Source organism: Dactylosporangium sp. NPDC049742, assembly GCF_040674675.1.
GTDB lineage: Bacteria > Actinomycetota > Actinomycetes > Mycobacteriales > Micromonosporaceae > Dactylosporangium > Dactylosporangium maewongense.
The window spans coordinates 18,395-38,028 of record NZ_JBFANF010000031.1 but is presented as its reverse complement, the minus strand read 5'-3'; the positions used below and the strand labels follow the sequence as shown (position 1 = coordinate 38,028).

At 71.0% G+C, this 19,634-nt stretch carries 22 protein-coding genes; 14 read left to right on the top strand and 8 right to left on the bottom strand.

Annotation, left to right across the window (positions count from 1 at the left end):
* The first annotated feature begins 143 nt into the window (after positions 1–143).
* Together AB0J72_RS32135 and rsrA are read left to right on the top strand one after the other, a co-directional pair.
* On the top strand, positions 144–968 hold the full coding sequence (locus AB0J72_RS32135; protein WP_363405265.1) for a sigma-70 family RNA polymerase sigma factor: 825 nt from the start codon (positions 144–146) through the stop codon (positions 966–968).
* 5 nt (positions 969–973) lie between these two features.
* Positions 974–1,258, top strand: coding sequence for a mycothiol system anti-sigma-R factor (gene rsrA / locus AB0J72_RS32130; protein WP_344503689.1), 285 nt, complete (start codon positions 974–976; stop codon positions 1,256–1,258).
* Positions 1,259–1,661: 403 nt separating this feature from the next.
* Here rsrA and AB0J72_RS32125 read toward each other — a convergent pair whose 3' ends face one another.
* Both AB0J72_RS32125 and AB0J72_RS32120 read right to left on the bottom strand, forming a co-directional pair.
* Positions 1,662–3,458, bottom strand: coding sequence for a hypothetical protein (locus AB0J72_RS32125; protein ID WP_363405263.1), 1,797 nt, complete (start codon positions 3,456–3,458; stop codon positions 1,662–1,664).
* A 110-nt stretch (positions 3,459–3,568) separates the two neighbouring features.
* Entirely contained in the window at positions 3,569–4,612 is a 1,044-nt protein-coding gene (locus AB0J72_RS32120) for a MoxR family ATPase (RefSeq protein ID WP_363405261.1), read from the bottom strand.
* 109 nt (positions 4,613–4,721) lie between these two features.
* On the opposite strand from AB0J72_RS32120, the gene AB0J72_RS32115 reads away from it, so the two are divergent.
* Both AB0J72_RS32115 and AB0J72_RS32110 read left to right on the top strand, forming a co-directional pair.
* Positions 4,722–4,937, top strand: a complete 216-nt coding sequence (locus AB0J72_RS32115) for a biotin/lipoyl-binding carrier protein (protein ID WP_363405107.1) — start codon at positions 4,722–4,724, stop codon at positions 4,935–4,937.
* Positions 4,934–5,446: an N-acetyltransferase gene (locus tag AB0J72_RS32110; RefSeq protein ID WP_363405105.1), complete on the top strand. Its 513-nt coding sequence runs from the start codon at positions 4,934–4,936 to the stop codon at positions 5,444–5,446. The genes AB0J72_RS32115 and AB0J72_RS32110 overlap by 4 nt, the downstream gene beginning before the upstream one ends.
* Positions 5,447–5,482: 36 nt before the next feature.
* Here AB0J72_RS32110 and AB0J72_RS32105 read toward each other — a convergent pair whose 3' ends face one another.
* Positions 5,483–6,115 carry a helix-turn-helix domain-containing protein gene (locus AB0J72_RS32105; protein ID WP_363405103.1) on the bottom strand — a complete coding sequence of 211 codons (633 nt, stop codon included), beginning with the start codon at positions 6,113–6,115 and terminating at the stop codon, positions 5,483–5,485.
* 99 nt (positions 6,116–6,214) lie between these two features.
* On the opposite strand from AB0J72_RS32105, the gene AB0J72_RS32100 reads away from it, so the two are divergent.
* Positions 6,215–7,753, top strand: coding sequence for an MDR family MFS transporter (locus AB0J72_RS32100; RefSeq protein ID WP_363405101.1), 1,539 nt, complete (start codon positions 6,215–6,217; stop codon positions 7,751–7,753).
* 134 nt (positions 7,754–7,887) lie between these two features.
* On the top strand, positions 7,888–8,916 hold the full coding sequence (locus AB0J72_RS32095; RefSeq protein WP_363405259.1) for an SIS domain-containing protein: 1,029 nt from the start codon (positions 7,888–7,890) through the stop codon (positions 8,914–8,916).
* On the opposite strand, the gene AB0J72_RS32090 is transcribed toward AB0J72_RS32095, so the two are convergent.
* The gene (locus AB0J72_RS32090) at positions 8,891–9,331 is read right to left on the bottom strand and encodes a hypothetical protein (protein ID WP_363405099.1); all 441 of its coding nucleotides are present in this window, start codon (positions 9,329–9,331) and stop codon (positions 8,891–8,893) included. The genes AB0J72_RS32095 and AB0J72_RS32090 overlap by 26 nt on opposite strands.
* Positions 9,332–9,353: 22 nt before the next feature.
* Between AB0J72_RS32090 and AB0J72_RS32085 the strand changes: the two genes are divergently transcribed.
* The 6 genes from AB0J72_RS32085 (at position 9,354) to AB0J72_RS32060 (ending at position 15,576) form a co-directional block, all read left to right on the top strand.
* The gene (locus AB0J72_RS32085; protein ID WP_363405097.1) at positions 9,354–10,886 is read left to right on the top strand and encodes a histidine kinase N-terminal domain-containing protein; all 1,533 of its coding nucleotides are present in this window, start codon (positions 9,354–9,356) and stop codon (positions 10,884–10,886) included.
* Positions 10,887–11,275: 389 nt separating this feature from the next.
* A complete protein-coding gene (locus AB0J72_RS32080) occupies positions 11,276–13,009 on the top strand; it encodes a nitrite/sulfite reductase (RefSeq protein ID WP_363405095.1) in 1,734 nt (577 codons plus the stop codon).
* Positions 13,010–13,163: 154 nt separating this feature from the next.
* A complete protein-coding gene (locus AB0J72_RS32075; protein WP_363405093.1) occupies positions 13,164–13,874 on the top strand; it encodes a phosphoadenylyl-sulfate reductase in 711 nt (236 codons plus the stop codon).
* A gap of 95 nt (positions 13,875–13,969) precedes the next feature.
* Positions 13,970–14,692, top strand: coding sequence for a CbiX/SirB N-terminal domain-containing protein (locus AB0J72_RS32070; protein ID WP_363405091.1), 723 nt, complete (start codon positions 13,970–13,972; stop codon positions 14,690–14,692).
* Positions 14,693–14,727: 35 nt separating this feature from the next.
* The gene (locus tag AB0J72_RS32065; RefSeq protein WP_363405089.1) at positions 14,728–15,180 is read left to right on the top strand and encodes a zf-TFIIB domain-containing protein; all 453 of its coding nucleotides are present in this window, start codon (positions 14,728–14,730) and stop codon (positions 15,178–15,180) included.
* A gap of 69 nt (positions 15,181–15,249) precedes the next feature.
* Complete coding sequence (locus AB0J72_RS32060; RefSeq protein ID WP_344503678.1) at positions 15,250–15,576, top strand: zf-TFIIB domain-containing protein; 327 nt, start codon at positions 15,250–15,252, stop codon at positions 15,574–15,576.
* A gap of 149 nt (positions 15,577–15,725) precedes the next feature.
* On the opposite strand, the gene AB0J72_RS32055 is transcribed toward AB0J72_RS32060, so the two are convergent.
* A complete protein-coding gene (locus AB0J72_RS32055) occupies positions 15,726–15,983 on the bottom strand; it encodes a WhiB family transcriptional regulator (protein WP_033358446.1) in 258 nt (85 codons plus the stop codon).
* Between the two features lie 382 nt (positions 15,984–16,365).
* Entirely contained in the window at positions 16,366–17,301 is a 936-nt protein-coding gene (locus AB0J72_RS32050) for a diacylglycerol kinase family protein (RefSeq protein WP_344503677.1), read from the bottom strand.
* Positions 17,302–17,386: 85 nt separating this feature from the next.
* Here AB0J72_RS32050 and AB0J72_RS32045 point away from each other — a divergent pair, with 85 nt between their 5' ends.
* Positions 17,387–17,782, top strand: a complete 396-nt coding sequence (locus tag AB0J72_RS32045; RefSeq protein ID WP_363405086.1) for a hypothetical protein — start codon at positions 17,387–17,389, stop codon at positions 17,780–17,782.
* 61 nt (positions 17,783–17,843) lie between these two features.
* Positions 17,844–18,584 (top strand): FCD domain-containing protein, encoded by a 741-nt coding sequence (locus AB0J72_RS32040; protein WP_363405084.1) that lies wholly within the window; start codon positions 17,844–17,846, stop codon positions 18,582–18,584.
* A gap of 83 nt (positions 18,585–18,667) precedes the next feature.
* Here the strand turns inward: AB0J72_RS32040 and AB0J72_RS32035 are convergent, their stop codons facing one another.
* Positions 18,668–19,096, bottom strand: a complete 429-nt coding sequence (locus AB0J72_RS32035) for an ATP-binding protein (protein ID WP_344503674.1) — start codon at positions 19,094–19,096, stop codon at positions 18,668–18,670.
* Between the two features lie 25 nt (positions 19,097–19,121).
* Positions 19,122–19,607, bottom strand: coding sequence for a GNAT family N-acetyltransferase (locus AB0J72_RS32030; protein WP_363405082.1), 486 nt, complete (start codon positions 19,605–19,607; stop codon positions 19,122–19,124).
* Positions 19,608–19,634: the final 27 nt, after the last annotated feature.

The following is a 19,634-nucleotide window of genomic DNA, read 5'->3' as shown; positions in this document are numbered from 1 at the left end:
GTGTCGTTCCGCAAACTCCCAGGCCCTTCCTGTTCCCGGCGGCCGGCCGGTCCCAAATCCAAAAGGCCGGCCGCCGGGGCAGGCGGGTAGGAATTGCGGGGGTGGCGCGGTTGTTACACGGAGCGTGCGACGCTGCCGAGGCGTTGCCTGTGGAGGGAAGTCAACTCGTGGCAACACTTGAGCGCGAGGATCAACGCATCCGCGAGCTGCTGTTCAGCCCGTCGTGGCCGGCGGCGACGGACGCGGAGCCCGATCCGTCCTGGCAACCGATCGCCCGCGAGCGGTTGACGGGCGCCACAAACTCTGAAGTCGCTCAGCAACTCGGCGTATCCTCGGCAGGACGGTCGAGGGTTGGAGTCGCACGAGTGGTCAGCAGCGAGAGCGCGGTGCAGCAGCGCATCCGGTTCGAGCACGACGCGTTGCCCTTCATCGATCAGCTGTACGCGGCGGCCCTGCGCATGACGCGTAACCCGGCCGACGCCGAGGACCTCGTCCAGGAGACGTTCCTCAAGGCGTATGCGGCGTTCCACCAGTTCGAGACGGGCACCAACCTCAAGGCCTGGCTCTACCGCATCCTGACCAACACCTACATCAACTCCTACCGTCGCCGTCAGCGCCAGCCCGTCCAGGCGCCCACGGAGGAGATCACCGACTGGCAGCTCGCCGAAGCCGAGTCGCACACGTCCAGCGGTCTGCGCTCCGCCGAGACCGAGGCCCTCGACCGGCTGCCCGACTCCGACGTCAAGGAGGCGCTGCAGTCGCTGCCGGAGGAGTTCCGGCTCGCCGTCTACCTCGCCGACGTCGAGGGCTTCTCCTACAAGGAGATCGCCGACATCATGAACACGCCCATCGGCACCGTGATGTCCCGCCTGCACCGCGGCCGGCGCAACCTCCGCCGCTCGCTCGAGACTTATGCTGCCGACCGGGGTTTCACCCGCACCCCGTCCGCTGAGCCGAGCGAGGTCTGAGTCCGATGAGCTGTGGAGACCCGCACGAGACAGACTGCGGCGCCGTCCTTGCCGAGGTGTATCTCTACCTCGACCTCGAGTGCACCGACGACCGCCGTTCGCTCATCCGCGACCACCTCGACGAGTGCTCGCCCTGCCTGCGCGAGTTCGGCATCGAGCAGGAGGTGAAGGCACTCGTGGCCCGCTGCTGCGGCTCCGAGCTGGCCCCCGCCGACCTGAAGGACCGCCTCCGCTCCAAGCTTTCCGAACTGGTCGTCAACGCCGAAGCCCGCGAGCTCCGCACCGACTGACCCTTCCTTCACGCTGCCCGTGCGGTTCTGGTAGCCCTTCTCGCCACCGGATCCGCACGGCTCACGTCCGCGCGCGGGTTCGCCGATCCTTCTGGGAAACCGGACACGCCAGCACGGAGGTGGGATTCTTCCGCCCGGCTGGAGGGCCGGTGCCAGGTGGCGTGGTGACTGTCTGTTTCGTGGTTGCGGTGATGTTCCCGGCCGCCGTTCTCACATGATCTAGCGCCGCCGTGGTTCACAGCCAGTGCTGCCCCGCTCTGATCACCGAACTCGCGCGGGCGGGTCTTGGTCGCCCGCGGGGCGGTCGTGGTTGCCGTGATCGAAGTCGCGTTGTGGCTGCGCGGGCGGCCGGGGGTGTCCATTGATCACGACGAGTTGCGGGTGGCTCGTCGGTTCTTGGGGGTCAGCGGAAGCGGAAGACGGGGGCTCGGGGGGTGAAGGGGAGGCGGGTGGTTTCTGGGATGAGGAAGGCGTGCTCGCGGCGGACGCGGACGGGGTCGCAGTAGCCGTCGGTGATGATCAGGATTGGGGCGTCGGCGGGGAAGTCCGGGGCGCGTTCCAGGAGTTTGATGGCCGGCTGCAGGATGGTGCCGCCGCGGCCCTTCACCTTGACCCGGCCGGCGATGTCGGCGACGGGGAGGTAGCCGGCGTCGTACGCGGCGGCGTCGCAGAACACGACGCGGGCGGCCGGCACGTCGCGGGCGGTGGCGTAGGAGGCGATCGCGCCGAGGGCCTTGCCGAGCAGGGTGCGGTCCATCGAGCCGGAGGTGTCGAGCACGACGCCGAACGTGGCGTGGAAGGACTCCTCCTCGGGCCAGAGCCAGCCGGGCCGGGGGATGTGCGGCGTGGAGCTCTGCCGGCGGGAGGCGCGGGCGTAGGAGCGGCGCGGGGTGGGGGAGCGGACGTGCTCGGCGAACCAGTTGGCGAGCTGCGCGTCCCACGGCAGCGGCGGGTGGTCCAGGGCGCGGATCTCCTCGACCAGGCCGGACGGCAGGTAGCTGCGGCCGTTGGACTCGTGGAAGGCCAGGCCGGTCGCGAGGGCGCGGCGATAGTACTCGTCGAGCTCCGTGCCGCGGTGGGCGCGGTGGGCGTCGCTGAGGATGTCGCCCAGGCCGCGGCCCCGCAGCGTGCCGAGGCGGCGCAGGCGGCGCAGGTCGGTGGCGATGAGGTCGTACACCTCCTCGGCGCCGGCGTCCTTGAAGCGCGGGTCGTAGAGGACGCCTTCGGGCAGGTCGCCGACGGCCATCTCGACGAGCCAGCCGTTGATGACGTAGTCGGTGGCGACGTTCCACAGGTACGGGTCGCGGTGCGCGATCCGGTCGCCGTGGCGCAGGGCGGCGTGCAGCATCTCGTGCGCGATGACGAAGCGGCGCTCCTCGGTGGTGAGCGGCGCGAGGGGGTTGACGTAGATCTCGGCGGCGGACGGGTCGACGGCGGCGACGGTGATCGACAGGTCGCGGGCCACGGCGACGTCGCTGATGATCGTGAAGCCCGCGGCCAGGCCGGCCAGCAGCGGGTACGACGACACGAACCAGCGCCGGGCGACCTCCCACGCCTCGTCGGTCTTGCGACCCGCGACCGGCCGCAGTGCCCCGGCCTCGTCGACGGCATCGGCCGCGGCCTGGCCGAGCCCGAGCGCGAAGCGGTCCGGCCACGACAGCGTGGCGGGCGGGAGCGGTGCGGACGGGAGCGGTGCGGGCGGCACGAGGTCGGGGCCGGCGCCGCCCGCGGAACAGCCGGACAGGCCGGAAGGAATGCCGGAGATCCGCCAGCGCTCGGCGAGCTGCTCCTCGAAGGCGGTCGGCAGCGACGGCAGCAGCGCCGGCGGGCGGCCGAGCCGCAGCGCCTCCTGGAACCGGGCCACCACGACGCACCGCGCGACGGCAAGCGCGGCGTCGACAGGCGACGAAGCGCCGGACGCAGGCGCAGCGGCGGAGGCAGGCGCAGCGGCGGAGGCAGGCGCAGCGGCGGAGACCGGGTCGGGGGAGAGGTGGCCGAAACCGAGGTGCAGCGCGCAGTGCGCGAACACCCAGACCCACTCGTCGGGCTCCAGCGGCGAGTGCTTGTTGGCGATCACCGTGCCGTCGGCGTGGACCCGGGCGTGGCCGCGGTCGCGGATCAGCTGCGTGTCCTCCGCCCACTGCATCCGCAGCGCCCGCGGGTCGTTGCCGGTCGGGTCGCTGGCGAGGGCGCGGAACATGGAGTTGCCGGCCACGGCGGACCAGGCGTTCTGGGCCGCCTCCAGCCGCCGGTCGACCTTCCTGGCGCCACGAGCGGCGGCGCCACGAGCGGCGGCGCCGCGGGCGGTGCTCATGCCCGGGCGGCGACGAGGCGCGGCAGGTCGCGGGTCACCTCGACCAGGAACCACGCGGGCAGCGCGGGCATCCCGGACTCGTCGGCGGCGATGACGAGCTGCGCGCACTCCAGGGAGATCTCGGCCAGCTCGACCAGCAGCCCCTTGGCCCGCACCGAGAAGCGGCGCACGGACGGCGAGGCGTGCTCGCGGCTGGCCGGCAGGTCCTTCACGAGCCGGGCCCGGAAGGCCTCGGCGAAGAAGTACAGCAGGTCGCGGTCGGTCGGGTCGCGGGGCCAGGACGCGTCGCCGCGGACGATGGCGTCCAGGCCGTAGCGGTGGCGGACGGTCTTGACGTACGCGCAGAACGCCGACGCGTGCGAGGGCGTCAGCGTGCCGGCGGTGAGGACCCGGAGCAGGTCTTCGTCCTCCAGGGAACCGAAGGAGAGCAGCGCGTCCGACAGCATGTGCCAGGAGCGCGGGGTCGAGAACGGCTCCTCGGTCTTCGGCGGCTTGGACCAGAGGTGGTCGGGCCGCTGGGTGAGGTAGTCGGTCACCCACTCGTGCAGGCCGGCGCCGGCCGCCCACAGCAGCCAGTCGTCGGCGCTCGCCCGCAGGTGGACGTGGATGAGCCGGTTGAGCAGGGCGGACGCCATCGGCCGGGCGAGCGCGTTGTCGGAGGCCCGGTTGCCGGCGCCGATCACGATCGATCCGGCGGGCAGCTCGTACGAGCCGATCCGCCGGTCGAGGATGAGCGAGTAGAACGCCTTCTGCACCTCGGGCGAGGCGGAGTTGAGCTCGTCGAGGAAGAGGCAGTAGGGCTCGTCGCGGGCGATCGACTCCGGCGGCGCGAAGCGGCTGCGGCCGTCGCGCAGCTCGGGCACCCCGATGAGGTCCTCGGGCGCCAGCTGCGTGCCGATGAGGGTGACGCAGTCCAGCCCGAGGGCCGCCGCGAACTCCTTCACCAGCGAGCTCTTGCCGATGCCGGGCTGACCCCAGACGAAGACGGGCCGCACCACCGCGACGTGCAGCAGCACGCCGGGCAGTCCCGCCGGGGTCACCGTGATGGTCGATTCCACGGGGCCATGATGCGTTCGCCGCACAGTCGAGCGCGACCGGGTTTCGCGCGGATATGCTGCGGGTCGCAATCCGACGTCAAAGGAGACCGGGATGTCCGACGAGATCCGTGCCGAGATGGTGGCCAACGTCTGGAAGATCACCACTGAGGTCGGTGCCGAGGTCAACGAGGGCGACACCCTCGTGATCCTGGAGTCGATGAAGATGGAGATCCCCGTCGTCGCCGAGTCGGAGGGCACGGTCAGCCAGATCGCCGTCAACGAGGGCGACGTGGTGCAGGAGGGCGATCTCATCGCCGTGATCGGGTGACGCAGCAGCCGCCACTGGTCCGGCGGGCGGACCCGGAGGACCACGCCGGCGTCGCGCGGCTGACGGTGGCGGCGTACCGCGCCGACGGCCAGCTGGACGACGAGCACGGCTATGCCGAGGTGCTGGCCGACGTGACGACCCGGGCGGCGCACTGCGAGGTTCTGGTCGCCGCCGATGGTGATGTACTGCTGGGCGCGGTCGCTTTCGTGCTGCCCGGCACCCGGTATGCGGAGCTGTCGCGCCCGGGCGAGGCCGAGTTCAGGATGCTGGCCGTCGACCCGGCGGCGCAGCGGCGGGGGGTGGCACGGGCGCTGGTCCGTGCCTGCGTCGACCGCGCGACCGTCCTCGGCTGCGGGTCGATGGTGATCTGCACGCGGGACCGCAACAGTGCCGCGCTGGCGCTCTACGACTCCTTCGGCTTCGTCCGCGAGCCGGCGCTGGACTGGACGCCGGTTGAGGGCGTCACACTGCTCGGCCTGCGCCTGAAGCTGCCGACCACCGCGACCTGAGCCCCGCGGCGCAGGCCGGCCACCGCGACCCGGACGTCACTCGCCGGCGGCCGCCAGGCGCATCAGGTCCTCGGCGACCACCAGGGTCGCCTCGCGGCGGTCCTGCGGGCTGAGGTCGTCGTGCCCGCGGAGCACGAAGTGGCCCGCGTGGATGGTGAAGATCGCCATGGCCCGGCGCAGCTGCTGGACCGTGGACTCCGCCGGGTCCATCAGGAAGCCGAAGACGCGCTCCATCTGCCCCTTCATGAGCTTGCCCGCGGGCAGGGTGTTGATGAGCGTCTGGTTGCGCTCGAAGAAGCGGATCACGTGCTCGTGCTTGGCGACGTCGTGCAGCACGAAGTACCGCTGGAGGAACTCGATCCGCGTCGCCTCCGTGCGCGGCTGCGCCTCCGCCCACTCCATCAGCGCGTCGACGGCCGCGATGCGGTGCTCGATGAGGCTGTTGACGATGTCGTCCTTGGTCGGGAAGTGGTAGTAGAGCGCGGCCTTGGTGACGCCGAGCTTCTCCGCGATCTCCCGCAGCGAGGTCTTGTCGTAGCCGTCCTCGATGAACATCTCCAGGGCCACCCGCTGGATGTGCGCGCGCACGTCCTCGGTCTCGGCGTCGGCGGTCCGGATCCGGTTCCGCCCCCGCACGACCCGCGCTGCTGCCTGCTGGTTCTGCTCCATCGGGACCATCCTACGTGAACTGACTTGACGAGCGGCTAGTACGAACTTACCGTACGGCTAGTAAGTCAACTAGCCGGCCGACAAGTAAGGTGAGCCACGATGTCTGACAAGCGCCTCAGGGTCGTCCTGCCAGGACTGCTCATGGCGATGCTCCTGGCGATGCTCGACAACGTGATCGTCGGCACCGCGATGCCCCGCATCGTCGGTGACCTGGGCGGCGTCGACCACCTGTCGTGGGTCGTCACCGCGTATGTCCTCGGCTCGACGGTGTCCACGCCGATCTGGGGCAAGCTCGGCGACCTGTACGGACGGAAGACGGTCTTCCTGACCTCGATCGTGCTGTTCCTGCTCGGCTCGGTGCTGTGCGGCTTCGCCCAGGACATGCCGCAGCTGATCGGCTTCCGCGCGTTCCAGGGCCTCGGCGCCGGTGGTCTCATGGTCGGCGCGATGGCCGTCCTCGGCGAGCTCGTGTCGCCGCGCGAGCGGGGCAAGTACCAGGGCCAGTTCGCCGCGGTCATGGCGGTCGCGATGGTCGGCGGCCCGCTCGTCGGCGGCTTCATCACCGACCACGCCGACTGGCGCTGGGCGTTCTTCGTCAACCTGCCGCTCGGCGGCGCGGCGCTGGCGCTGCTCGCGCTGAAGCTCGACATGCCGAAGAAGCGCACCGAGCACCGGATCGACTGGCTCGGCGCGGCCCTGCTCTCGGCCGGCGTCACCGCGCTGGTCCTGATCACCACGTGGGGCGGCAACCAGTACGCGTGGGGTTCCGCGCAGATCGTCGGCCTGGCCGCCCTGGCCGTGGTGTCGCTCGCCGCGTTCATGATCGTCGAGCGGCGCCACCCGGAGCCGATCCTGCCCCTGGCCATCTTCCGCAACCGCAACTTCAGCCTGGTCGCGGGCATCGGCTTCCTGGTCGGGTTCGCCATGTTCGGCGCGATCACGTTCCTGCCGCTGTACCAGCAGATCGTGCAGGGCGCCTCGGCGACCAACTCCGGGCTGCTCCTGCTGCCGATGATGGGCGGCCTGCTGGTGACCTCGCTGGTGGCCGGCCAGATGATCACCAAGACCGGCAAGTACCGGATCTTCCCGGTGATCGGCGGGTTCGTCATGATCGTGGCGATGGTCCTGCTGTCGCGGCTGGACTCGGACACCTCGAAGACCGAGTCGGCGATCTACATGGCCGTCCTCGGCCTGGGGATGGGCTTCCTGATGCAGACCTCGATGCTCATCGCGCAGAACAGCGTGGAGCTCAAGGATCTGGGCGTGGCGAGCAGCACCTCGACGTTCGCCCGCTCGATCGGCGGCGCGTTCGGCGTGGCGGCGTTCGGCGCGATCTTCAACCACCGGCTGCACGACCTGCTCGCGGAGAAGGTCGGCGACCAGGCGGCGGACCAGCTCGCCGGCGGCGGTGGCGGCGGCGCCTCGATCGGCCCGGCGACGCTCGGCCAGCTGCCCGCGGGGGTACGCACCGCAGTGATCGACGCGATCGCCGGCGCGACGTCCAGCGTGTTCCTCTGGGCGATCGCGGCGACGGTGCTGGTGCCGCTGCTCGCGATCTTCATCCGCGAGGTCGCGCTGCGCGGCCCCGAAGCGGCCAAGGAGCAGGCGGAGAGCACGCTGGTTGCGCAGGAGGGGTAGTTTCGCGCACCACATGCGCGAAGTTGCGATGAAAACTGGCGTCTGGTGCGCGAAGCTGCCAAACTTTGAGCAGTAACGCGCATCAGACGCCAGCACATAGAGGAGTAGCCGTGACCGAGCAGCCCGGTGCCGGGATGCAGGCGGACATCGCCGAGCAGCCGGCCGTGTTCGCGAGGCTCGTCGACGAGCAGGCGGGCGCCATCGCCGCCGTCGCCGAGCGGATCGCGCAGTGGCAGCCCCGCAACGTGATCTTCACGGCGCGCGGCACGTCGGACCACGCCGCGCTGTACGCGGCGTACCTCACCGAGATCCGCCTCGGCATCCCCGTCGGCCTCGCCTCGCCGTCGGCGATGACGCTCTACGGCGCCCGCCCCGACCTGCGTGACACGCTCGTCGTCGGGGTCAGCCAGAGCGGCGGCTCGCCCGACCTGCGCGAGGTGCTGCGGGTCGCCGGCGAGCAGGGCGCGCACACCCTCGCCGTCACCAACAACGCCGAGTCGCCCCTGGCCCAGGTCGCCGAGCTGCACGTCGACGTCGTCGCCGGGCACGAGATCGCGGTCGCCGCGACCAAGACCTACACCGCGGAGCTGCTCGCGCTGCTCATGCTGGTCGAGAGCATCAAGGGCGGCGGCTCGCTGCCCGCCGAGGAGCTCGCCGCGCTGCGCGAGCTGCCCGGCCACGCGGAGCGCGTCCTCGCCGACGACACCGCCGCCGACCTCGCCGCCCGCTACCGGTTCGCGGACCGGATCGTGACCACGGGCCGCGGCTACGCGTACCCGACGGCGCGCGAGACCGCGCTCAAGCTGATGGAGACGTCCTACGTGGCCGGTCTCGCGTTCTCCGGCGCCGACCTGCTGCACGGCCCCCTCGCGATGGCCGACCCCGACGTGCCGGTCCTCGCCGTCGTCGGCGGCGGTCCCGCCGGCGCGTCGATGCGCGACGTCGTCGGCCGGCTCGGCGAGCGCCGCGCCGACGTGGTCGTCTTCGGCCCGTCGAAGGTCGACGGCGCGGCCGGCTGGGTGCCGACCCCCGAGGTCGACGAGCGCTACGCGCCGCTGCTGGACATCCTGCCGCTGCAGCGCCTCGCCCTGTCTCTCGCCCTGCACCGGGGCGAGAACCCCGACGCGCCGCGCGGCCTCAAGAAGGTGACGGCGACGCTGTAACGGCGACATCGACGACGGCGAGGCGGCCTTCGCGCAGCGCCCGCGTCTCGAACGCCACCGGGGGCCGGTCACCGACCAGGATCTGGTAGGTCGGCCGGCTCCCGGACAGGTTCAGCAGCTCGAACGAGAAGTTGCAGTGGTACGTCCCGCCCGTCGCCGCCAGTACACCGGCCGCCAACGTCGTCACGGCCACCACCTTGCCGTCCTGATCAGCCACCTTCACCGTCGCCCCGGAGGCGATGTCCGGCACCGGGGCCAGGCACGGGGTGCCCGGGACGCCGGTCGCCGCGCCCGCCACGCTCACGTAGCCGTGCAGCTGGAACCCGTCGGGCTTGCTGGTCTCGTCGGCGCGGCCCACCCACCCGCAGCCGCCGAGGGTGAGCACTAGGACAAGGGCAGGCAACAGGCGACGCACGGGCCCACCATAGTCTGTAACGGTGTCGACCCTGCGTGACCTCGTCGAGGAGCACACCTCCCTCGCGCCCGAGGACATCGAGCACCTGCACCGCCTCGCCGGCGACTGGCAGATCGTGTCCGACCTGTCGTTCGCCGACCTGCTCATGTGGGTGCCGATCGCGGACCGCGGCGAGTTCCTGTGCGTCGCGCAGGTGCGGCCGACGACCGCCCCGACCGCCTATCAGGACGACCAGGTCGGCCGGGTCGCCGGCGGACCCGAGGTGGCGCACCTCGCGATCGTCCGGGCGCAGGGCAGGATCTGGCGGGAGGGGGATCCCGTCTGGTACGGCGACATGCCCGCCCGCCACGAGGCGATCCCGATCCGCCGCCGGGGCGAGACGCAGGTCATCGCCGTCGTCGGCCGGGACACCAACCTCAGCACCGCCCGGACCCCGGCGCAGCTGGAGCTCAACTACCTGACCACCGCCGACGACCTGGCGCAGATGATCGCCGACGGCACGTTCCCGCCGCCGCGGCACCCCGGCGAGACCACCAGCGCCCCACGCATCGGCGACGGCCTGGTCCGCCTCGACGCGTCCGGCAAGGTCACCTACGCCAGCCCCAACGCGCAGTCGGCGTACCGGCGGCTCGGGCTCGCCGCGCACCTGGTCGGCGAGAGCCTCGCCGAGATCACCGGCCGGCTCTGCGACGACCCCCTCGAGGGCAAGGACGCCACGGACCGGGTCCACTCGGCGCTGCGCGGCGACGCGCCCGCCCGCAAGGAGCTGGAGGCGCGCGGCGCGACCGTGCTCATGCGGGCGCTGCCGCTGATGCCGGCGGGCGTGCCGATCGGGGCGCTCGTCCTGGTCCGCGACATCACCGAGGTCCGCCGCCGCGACCGGCAGCTCATGACGAAGGACGCGACGATCCGGGAGATCCACCACCGGGTCAAGAACAACCTGCAGACCGTCGCCGCGCTGCTGCGGTTGCAGGCCCGCCGGGTCGGGGTCCCGGCCGCCCGGCACGCGCTGGAGGAGTCGGTGCGAAGGGTCGCCTCCATCGCCCTGGTGCACGAGACCCTCTCGATGTCGGCGTCGGACACCGCGGACGAGGCGGTCGAGTTCGACGGGATCGTGGACCGGGTCGCGGCCGCGGCCGTCGAGGTGGCCGCCTCCGACTTCACCGTGGCGCTGCGCCGGGACGGCGACTTCGGCGTGCTGCCCGCGGAGATCGCCACGCCGCTCGTCATGGTCCTCAACGAGCTGCTGCAGAACGCCGTGGAGCACGCGTTCGAGCCGCGCCTCGGCCAGGCCGCCGAGCCCGCCGCCCCCGATGGCGGGCAGGAACCGGAGGTCGTCGTCTCCGTGCACCGCTTCCGCAAGCAGCTGCACGTCACCGTCGCCGACAACGGCCGGGGCCTGCCCGACGGGTTCGACCTGGACAGCAGCGAGCGGCTCGGGCTGCAGATCGTGCGGACGCTCGCGACGGGGGAGCTGCGCGGCACGATCGAGCTGCGCACCCGGGCCGGCGGCGGCACGGAGGCTGTGATGGTCGTCCCGCTGGCGAAACGCTGAAACCTACCGCACTGTGGGACCGCCGGTCATTGCCGGTCGGCGGCCTGCCCATTCCGGTCTATATTTCCTATCGGCTGAGTCTTCTTTGGGTTACGTCCCGGTGACGCGGGTTTGAGACAACCCTCACGCCGACGTGGCGTAAGGACCGGTCGACGTGGAAGACTGCACCCTATGCACGCTGCTTCTCTGCGGCTCGTCAGCCGCCGACACGTCGACTACGGTCGCGTGCGCAGCGCCATGTGTCCGGCTTGCTGAACGCCGCCCGTTAATTCTTTCTTCGGGCGCGCGACTCGCGCCGGATTCTTCATGACATCGACGTCATCCATCGCGCATCTTCCGCGATAGGCCGGCGCAGGCTCGCGTGCTCTCAACCCTGAGAGGACGCCGACATGACGGTGAACACCGTCCCGGCAGACAACGCCGCACCCGCTCCCCGTCCCGCCGCCCGCGGCGCTCGGGCCGGAGCCGGTGGGCGCCCTCGCGGCGAGGGGCAGTGGGCGCTCGGCCACCGGGAGCCGCTCAACCCCAACGAGCGCAGCAAGAAGGACGACAACCCGCTCAACGTCCGGGCCCGCATCGAGTCGATCTACGCGCACCGCGGCTTCGACTCGATCGACCCCGCTGACCTGCGCGGACGGTTCCGCTGGTTCGGGCTGTACACGCAGCGCAAGCCCGGCATCGACGGCGGCCGGACCGCGATCCTCGAACCCGAGGAGCTCGACGACAAGTACTTCATGCTGCGCATCCGCAGCGACGGCGGCCAGCTGAGCCTCGCCCAGCTGCGCACGATCGCGTCGATCGCCACCCGCTTCGCCCGCGACACCGCCGACATCACCGACCGGCAGAACATCCAGCTGCACTGGATCCGCGTCGAGGACGTCCCGCAGATCTGGCGGGAGCTCGAGGCGGTCGGCCTGTCCACGACCGAGGCCTGCGGCGACACCCCGCGGGTCGTGCTCGGCAGCCCGATCGCCGGCGTCGCGGAGAGCGAGGTGCTCGACCCGACCGAGGCGATCAACGAGATCACCGAGAAGTACGTCGGCGACCCGACGCTGTCCAACCTGCCGCGCAAGTTCAAGACCTCGATCTCGTGGCTGCCGGACACCCCGTACGAGGCGAACGACGTCTCCTTCGTCGGCGTGATCCACCCGGAGCACGGTCCCGGCTTCGACCTCTGGGTCGGCGGCGGCCTGTCGACGAACCCGATGCTGGCGGTGCGCCTCGGCGTGTGGGTGCCGCTGCACGAGGTCGTCGACGCGTGGCTCGGCGTCATCCAGATCTTCCGCGACTACGGGTACCGCCGCCTGCGCAGCCGCGCCCGGCTGAAGTTCCTGGTCGCCGACTGGGGCGCGGCGAAGTTCCGCGAGGTGCTGGAGACCGAGTACCTCAAGCGCCCGCTGATCGACGGCCCGTCGCCGGAGCTGCCGGAGAAGCCGATCGACCACATCGGCGTGCACAAGCAGTGGGACGGCAAGTACTTCGTCGGCGCCGCGCCCATCGCGGGCCGCAGCTCCGGCAGCCAGCTCGCCAAGGTCGCCGACCTCGCCGAGCGGTTCGGCAGCGACCGGGTGCGGCTCACCCCGTACCAGAAGCTCATCGTCCTCGACATCGCCGAGGCCGACACCGAGGCGGTCGTGCTGGGCCTGCGGGAGGCCGGGCTGGAGGCCCGCCCGTCCACCTGGCGGCGCAGCACGATGGCGTGCACCGGCATCGAGTTCTGCAAGCTGGCGATCGTCGAGACGAAGGCCCGCGCCGCCGAGCTGGTGGAGCACCTGGAGGCGAAGGTCGCCGAGCTCGACGCCGACATCTCCATCCACCTCAACGGCTGCCCCAACGCCTGCGCCCGCACGCAGGTGGCCGACATCGGCCTCAAGGGCATGCTCGTGCGCGACGACGCCACCGGCGACATGGTCGAGGGCTTCCAGATCCACCTGGGCGGCGGCCTGGGCATGGCGGCGGGACAGAACGCCGGCTTCGGGCGCAAGCTCCGCGGCCTGAAGACCACCGCAGCCGACCTGCCCTCGTACGTCGAGCGGGTCGCCAACCACTACCTCGCCGGTCGCGATTCCGGCGAGTCGTTCGCCCACTGGGTCATGCGGGCTCCGGAGGAGGAACTCCGATGAGCGAGCGAATGGCTCCGTTGTACTGCCCGTACTGCGGGGACGAGGACCTACGGCCACACGAGGACACGCACGGCGCATGGGAGTGCCGCAGCTGCGCGCGGGTCTTCTCACTGAAATTCCTGGGGCTTGCGGCACGAATGTTGGAGGCGAAGCGATGAGCACAGCCGTTGCACGTACCCGAGAAGAGTCCATCGCCCTGGCCAAGGAGGCGTCGGCCCAGCTGGAGGGCAAGACCGCCGACAAGATCGTGGAGTGGGCCGCCGCTGAGTTCGGCGACCGGTTCTGTGTGACCAGCTCGTTCGCCGACGCCGTGCTCGCCCACGTCGTGTCGAAGGTCGTGCCCGGCGTGCCGGTCATCTTCCTCGACACGGGCCTGCACTTCGCCGAGACGCTCCGCGTGCGCGAGGTCGTCCAGCGGACCCTCCCGGTGACGGTCCGCTCGATCCGCCCGCGGCAGACCGTCGCCGAGCAGGACGCCGAGTTCGGGCCGCGGCTCTACGCCCGCGACCCCGACGAGTGCTGCTTCCTGCGCAAGATCGAGCCGCTGGAGCGGGCCCTCGAGGACTACGACGCGTGGGCCGCCGGCCTGCGCCGCGACGAGTCGCCGAGCCGCGCCAACACGCCGATCGTGAGCTTCGAGCAGGCCCGCGGCAAGTTCAAGGTCTCGCCGCTGGCGCAGTGGACGCAGGCCGACGTCGACGCGTACATCTCCCGCTACAACGTCCCGGTGAACGCCCTCATGCGGCAGGGGTACGCCTCCGTCGGCTGCTGGCCGTGCACCCGGCGGACCCCTCCCGGCGGCGACCCGCGCGGCGGGCGCTGGCCGATGTTCGACAAGACCGAGTGCGGTCTCCACGCCGGGTGAAGGTTCGTAGTGCGAAGCATGGGGGGTGTGGGGTGGCGCAGCCCCCCTCGGAACCGCCGGCGAAGCCGGGGGAGCTAGTAACAGCTGTCTTACTGGTGGCGCACGGGTCCTCCGACCCGCGGGCGGCGGCCTCGACGAGAGCCCTCGCCCGCGCGGTCGCGGCCCAGCGCCCGGGGCTGGACGTCCGGACGTCGTTCCTCGACCACGCCGGCCCCCGCCCGGACGCTGTACTGCTCGACATGCAGCGGCTCGGGCATCGGTCGGCGGTTGTCGTACCGCTGCTGCTGACCTCGGCGTTTCACGGCCGGATCGACCTGCCGGCGGTCATCGACCGGGCGGTCGCGGCGGGCCTTCGGTCTCGCGTTTCTATTACCGACGTACTCGGGCCGGTCGGCGGGGTCGTCGATCCGCTGCTGCTCGCGGCGCTGCGCCGGCAGCTTCCCGCGGTCGAGGCGGACGGGGTCGTCATGATCGCCGCCGGTACCCGCGACGACCTGGCCAGGCACACCGTCGACCTGGCCGCCGCCGAGCTCGGGCGGTCGCTCGGGCTGCCGTGCCGCGCGGCGTTCGCCTCCGGGTCGCCGGTCACCGGCGCGGTCGCGGTGTCGGCGCTGCGGGCCGCCGGCTGCGCGCGGGTGGCGATCTCCTCGTACTTCCTGGCGCCGGGCAAGCTGCACGAGGCCGCCGTCGCCTCCGCCGTGTCCGCGGGTGCCCTCGAACCGGCCGCGCCGCCGCTCGGTCGCGCGCTCGACCTGGCCCGGCTCGTCGTCGCCAGGATCGGCCGGGTGTCCCCGGAGACCATGGATCTCGCCGCCTGAAGGTGGCCTTGGAACCCGGCGGCTACCGTGGACGTATGCAGATGACATGCCCGAAGTGCCGCGGCGAGATGCGGCAGTACGAGCGCAGCGGTGTCACCATCGACCAATGCCTGGAGTGCCGGGGGATCTTCCTCGACCGCGGTGAGCTGGAGAAGATCACCGACGCGGAGAACGCCTGGCGCGGGCGTCAGCAGCAGCCGGGCGCCCCCGGTGTCCCGCCCGGCACCCCGGGATTCCCGCCGCCCGGCTCGCCGCAGGCGTATCCGCAGCAGCCGGCCTACGGTCAACAGCCCTACGGCCAGCCGGTGCACGGCCAGCCGGTGCACGGTCAGCCCGGATACGGGCAGCCGGCCTATGGCCAGCCCGCATACGGCCAGCCGCACTACCCGCAGCAGCATGGTCAGCACGGCCACTATGGTCACTACGGGCACCACAAGAAGCGCAAGAAGCACCACCGCGAGAGCTTCTTCGAGGAGCTGTTCGACTAGCCGCACCGGCCGGGTCGCCTGCGGAAACGGCTGATCTCGCGCTTGGTGGCCGAGGGCTACCTTGGGGGTATGCAGATGACATGCCCGAAGTGCCGCGGCACGATGCAGCAGTACGAGCGCAGCGGCGTCACCATCGAACAGTGCCTGGAGTGCCGGGGAACGTTCCTGGACCGCGGCGAGCTGGAGCGGCTGATCGACGTCGAGTCGGCCGCCATGCGCAACCAGGGATACCCGCCCGGCTACCCGCCGCCCGGATACGGCCAGCCGCCCTACGGCGCCCCCGGCTACGGCGGCTACGGGCAGCCCGGCTACCCGCCGCCCGGCTACGGGCAGCCCTACTACGACGGCCCGAACTTCCCGCCGCCCGGCCCCAACGACCCCCATTATCGTGGGTAGGCAGATTGGTCGTGGCCCGCACGTGAAACGCCCCGGCGCATCGGCCGGGGCGTTTTCGTCTTCGCTGCTGCTCGGGTCTTCGATGCGCTTTAGGCTTGGGTGCGCTTCGGTGCCGGGCTGCGATTCTTATGGTGCTGTTATGGCTCAGGCTATGCGGAGTGAGCGCGGACCCGCAGGCCGCCGCGACGCTTCATCAAACGACGCTCGTCTTCGCTCATTCCGCCCCAGACGCCTGCGTCCTGACCGGAGTCGAGTGCCCACTGAAGGCAGTCGCTGGTCACGGAGCAGCGCTGGCAGACCGCCTTCGCCTGCTCGACCTGCAGCAACGCCGGGCCCGAAGTTCCGATGGGGAAGAACAGCTCCGGGTCCTCGTCGCGGCAGAGGGCATGGTGGCGCCAGTCCGACATGGCGGCAACACTCCTTGTTGTTTTCGCGGATCGTTGTTAGTGATTCCCTATGTGCATCTCGCGTAACGTCTCGGCTAGGCGGAGCCTGAAGATCCGTAACGCGTGTGCGGGCAACGCTCAGTGTTCGTATCGCTTGTGAATGCTTTCACGAACTACCGCGATGTCAAGGGGTCCAAACCAAGAAAATCCAAGTCGGTGAGCAAGCTCACGCACTGTTTGTCCGATTTTATTGCGTTTAGGGACCCTGAATCGCAACAGTCAGTTACCAATGTAGTACGGTTCGGTCAACGATCGGAGGGGTTTCGGAGATGCGGTCGCGGTGTCTCTGTCGCGACTCTCTGCAACTTTCTCCCCCTTCGGTGGACCGACCGCCGGGAGTGACTCAACACACTACGCGTAACGCTCCCGGCACGGACGCGAAATCCAACTTGTCGCACTCTCCGAGGTACTCCCCGTCGACCTGGAAAGCGATCGGCTTGGCGGCGGTGAGCGTGAACCCGGCAAGATCGTGCATCCGCAGCACCTGCTTGCCCTTCAAGTCGGCGCCGCGAACCAGCTGCGCCATCGTCCGGGCCGTGCTCCCGGCCTGCATCTGCAGCAGGCCCAGCACGTCGAGCCCCGTGTCGAACGAGGCACGCGGATTCGGATCCACCGGCCGCTCGCCGATGTATGTCCATGGTGCAGTGTTCTGCACCAACATCCACGTTAGCCCGGACTTGGCAGGTTCGCCCGGGAGCTCGAGCGTGAGGAGCGGCACCCGGCGGTTCGTCGTCACGTACTGCTGCGCGATCGACCGGAAATACAGCCACGGCGTCGACGTCGAACCACGGTGCCGGGCCTGATCCACGCGCCGCACGACCTCCGCATCAAGGCCCATACCGGCGCAGAACGTGAAATACCGGTCGTCGGCGCGGCCGAGGCCGACGATCCGCTCCCGCCGGTCCCGCAGCGCCTCCAGAATCGCGCCGGTGCCCTCGGCCCAGTCGCTCGGCAGCCCGAGCGCCCGAGCGAAGACGTTCGTGGAGCCACCCGGCACGACCGCGAGCGCCGGGCGCTCCTGCGCGCGCCCCTCGGCCGGGCCGGCGTCGAAGGTCATCAAACCGTTGACCGCCTCGTTGACGGTACCGTCGCCGCCGAGCGTCACGACGAGGTCGAAGCGCTCCCGGGCGGCGTCGCGCGCCAGCTCCACGCCGTGGCCTTTGCGCTGCGTGTATGCCACCTCCAGGTCGACCTGGCTGCGCAGCGCACGCACCAGGATGTCCCGGCCGCGTTCGGTGGTGGTCGTCGCGTTCGGGTTGACGACCAGGAGGGCTCGCATGGGCGGCACTGTACCCGCTCTCCCGCGCGCTAAGGTGAGGTGCACGGGACAGGGCCAGCTGAAGGGAATGCCAGGTGAGCGGCGCGTGAGCGGCACGGCGGCGGCGGAGCGGGAGCCGGCGACCCTGCGGTGGGCGGTGCGGCTGCTGTTCGCGGAGGGCATCGGGCTGGCCCTGCTCACGCTGGTGATCGTCTATCTGGACGTCACCAGCAAGTCGACGTTCCTCGCCACGGCGCTGTCCTTCACCGGCTACCTGGCGCTCATGACCCTGCTGTTCCTGGGGATCGCCATCGCGTTGCACCGCCGTCAGCGATGGGCCCGCGGCCCGGGGATCGTCACGCAGATGCTGCAGATGCCGATCGGCTGGACGATGCTCACCCACGGCCAGCCCTACATCGGGGCGCCGCTCTTCGCGCTGGGGCTCGCCGGGGCGATCCTGCTGTTCGCCCCGTCGACGCGGATCGCGCTCGGCATCCGCTGAACGTACGACCTGTGGCGTTGCTGGTCCCGCCGATGGCAGGCGTGACTTACGCTCGGTGGTCGTGACGGTCGCACCCGCCTATCAGGTCCTCGCCGACCGGCTCCGCGTGGAGATCATGTCCGGTCAGCTCCTGCCCGGTGCCCGGCTGCCGACGGAGCCGCAGCTCTGTGAGCAGTCCGGGCTGAGCCGGTCCACCGTCCGCGAGGCGCTCCGCCTGCTGAGCAGCCAGCACCTGATCGTCACCACCCGCGGTGTCAACGGCGGCAGCTTCGTCGCCGAGCCCGACGCCCGCACGCTCGGCGAGTCCCTCACCGACGGCATCGGGCTGCTGCTGGCCAGCGGCGCCGTCAAGGGCGACGACTTCCTCGAGGTCCGCCGGATGCTCGAGGTCCCCGCCGCCGGCCTCGCCGCCGCCCGCCGCGAGCCGTGCCACCTGCGCGACCTCGAGGCCGCGATGTTCGATCCCGAGACCGCGACCCTCGACGAGCGCATCGCCGCGCACTCGGCGTTTCACCTGGCCGTCGCCGCCGCGTCGGGCAACACGCTGCTCTGCCTGATGGTGCGTCCGCTGTACACCGTGAGCGACCGCAAGGCCGCCGCACACAACGCCCCGTTGCCGATGTGGAGGATCATCGACCGGGATCACCGTGCGCTGCTGGCGGCGATCGGGGACCAGAACATCGACCTCGCGATGGAGATCGCCCGCGGGCACATCGACCACGTCAGGCCGGCGGAGCTGCCGCCGGAGCACGCCCGCACCCCGGTCCCCGGCGTCGCCGCCCTGAAGGAGCGCCCCCTGTAGGTGCCGCCTCCGGTGGCCCGCTCCTACTTCGGGCGGCGGCGCTTTGGTCCGGGCCTGCTTCGGGCGGCGCTTTGGCCCCGGGCCTACTTCGGGCGGCGCTTGGTCAGGCGGATCCGCGCCTGGAGGCCGTCGACCGACGCCGACACCTCGTCGGCGAGCGCGCTGAGCACCTGCCACGCGAAGGACTCGCCCCCGGGCAGCCGCTCCGTCGGCGACCCGAGCGGCACCGACGTCTCGACCGTCAGCGCGTCCGCGGTGACCGTGAACCGGCAGGCCAGCTCGACCGTGTCGCCGAGCTGCGGCGTCTCGCTCGCCACCGCGAGCAGCATCGCGCACGCCTCGTCGACGGCGATGCGCAGGTCTTCGATCTCGTCGAGCGTGAACTGCAGGCGTGCCGCGAGACCCGCGGTCGCGGTGCGCAGCACCCCCAGATAGGCGGGCGACGCCGGCACGGCCAGCAGCACGACGTCGTCGGCGTCGGATCCGGACCTCTTCGAAACGACCTGAGTCACGCGATGAACCCCCTTGCCCGCGACTCTACGACGTCGCCGCACACGCCGTGGCGGCGAGTGCGTCCCCGGTGAGCCGGTAGGGCAGCCAGTCCGACTTGTGCCGCGCGCCGAGCGCGTCGTAGAAGCCGCGGGCCGGGTTCCAGTCGAGCACCGCCCACTCCAGCCGCGGGTAGCCGGACTCCACACAGATCTGCGCCAGCTTCGCCACCAGGGCCTTCCCGGCTCCGGTGCCGCGGGCGGCCGGCCGCACGTACAGGTCCTCCAGATAGATGCCGTGCACGCCCTCCCACGTGGAGTACGTCCGGAACCACAGCGCCATCCCCACCGTCTCGCCGCCGGTACAGGCGACGTGGCAGAACACCGACGGCGCCGGAGCGAAGAGCGCCGCCCGCAGCTGCTCCTCCGTCAGATGGCACTCCTCGAGGGCCTTCTCGAACTCCGCGAGCTCATACACCATCCCGACGATCGCCGGCACGTCCTCGTCGGTCGCCGCACGAACTTCCACGCTCATCTATGCACCTCATCCATGAAAAAAGCC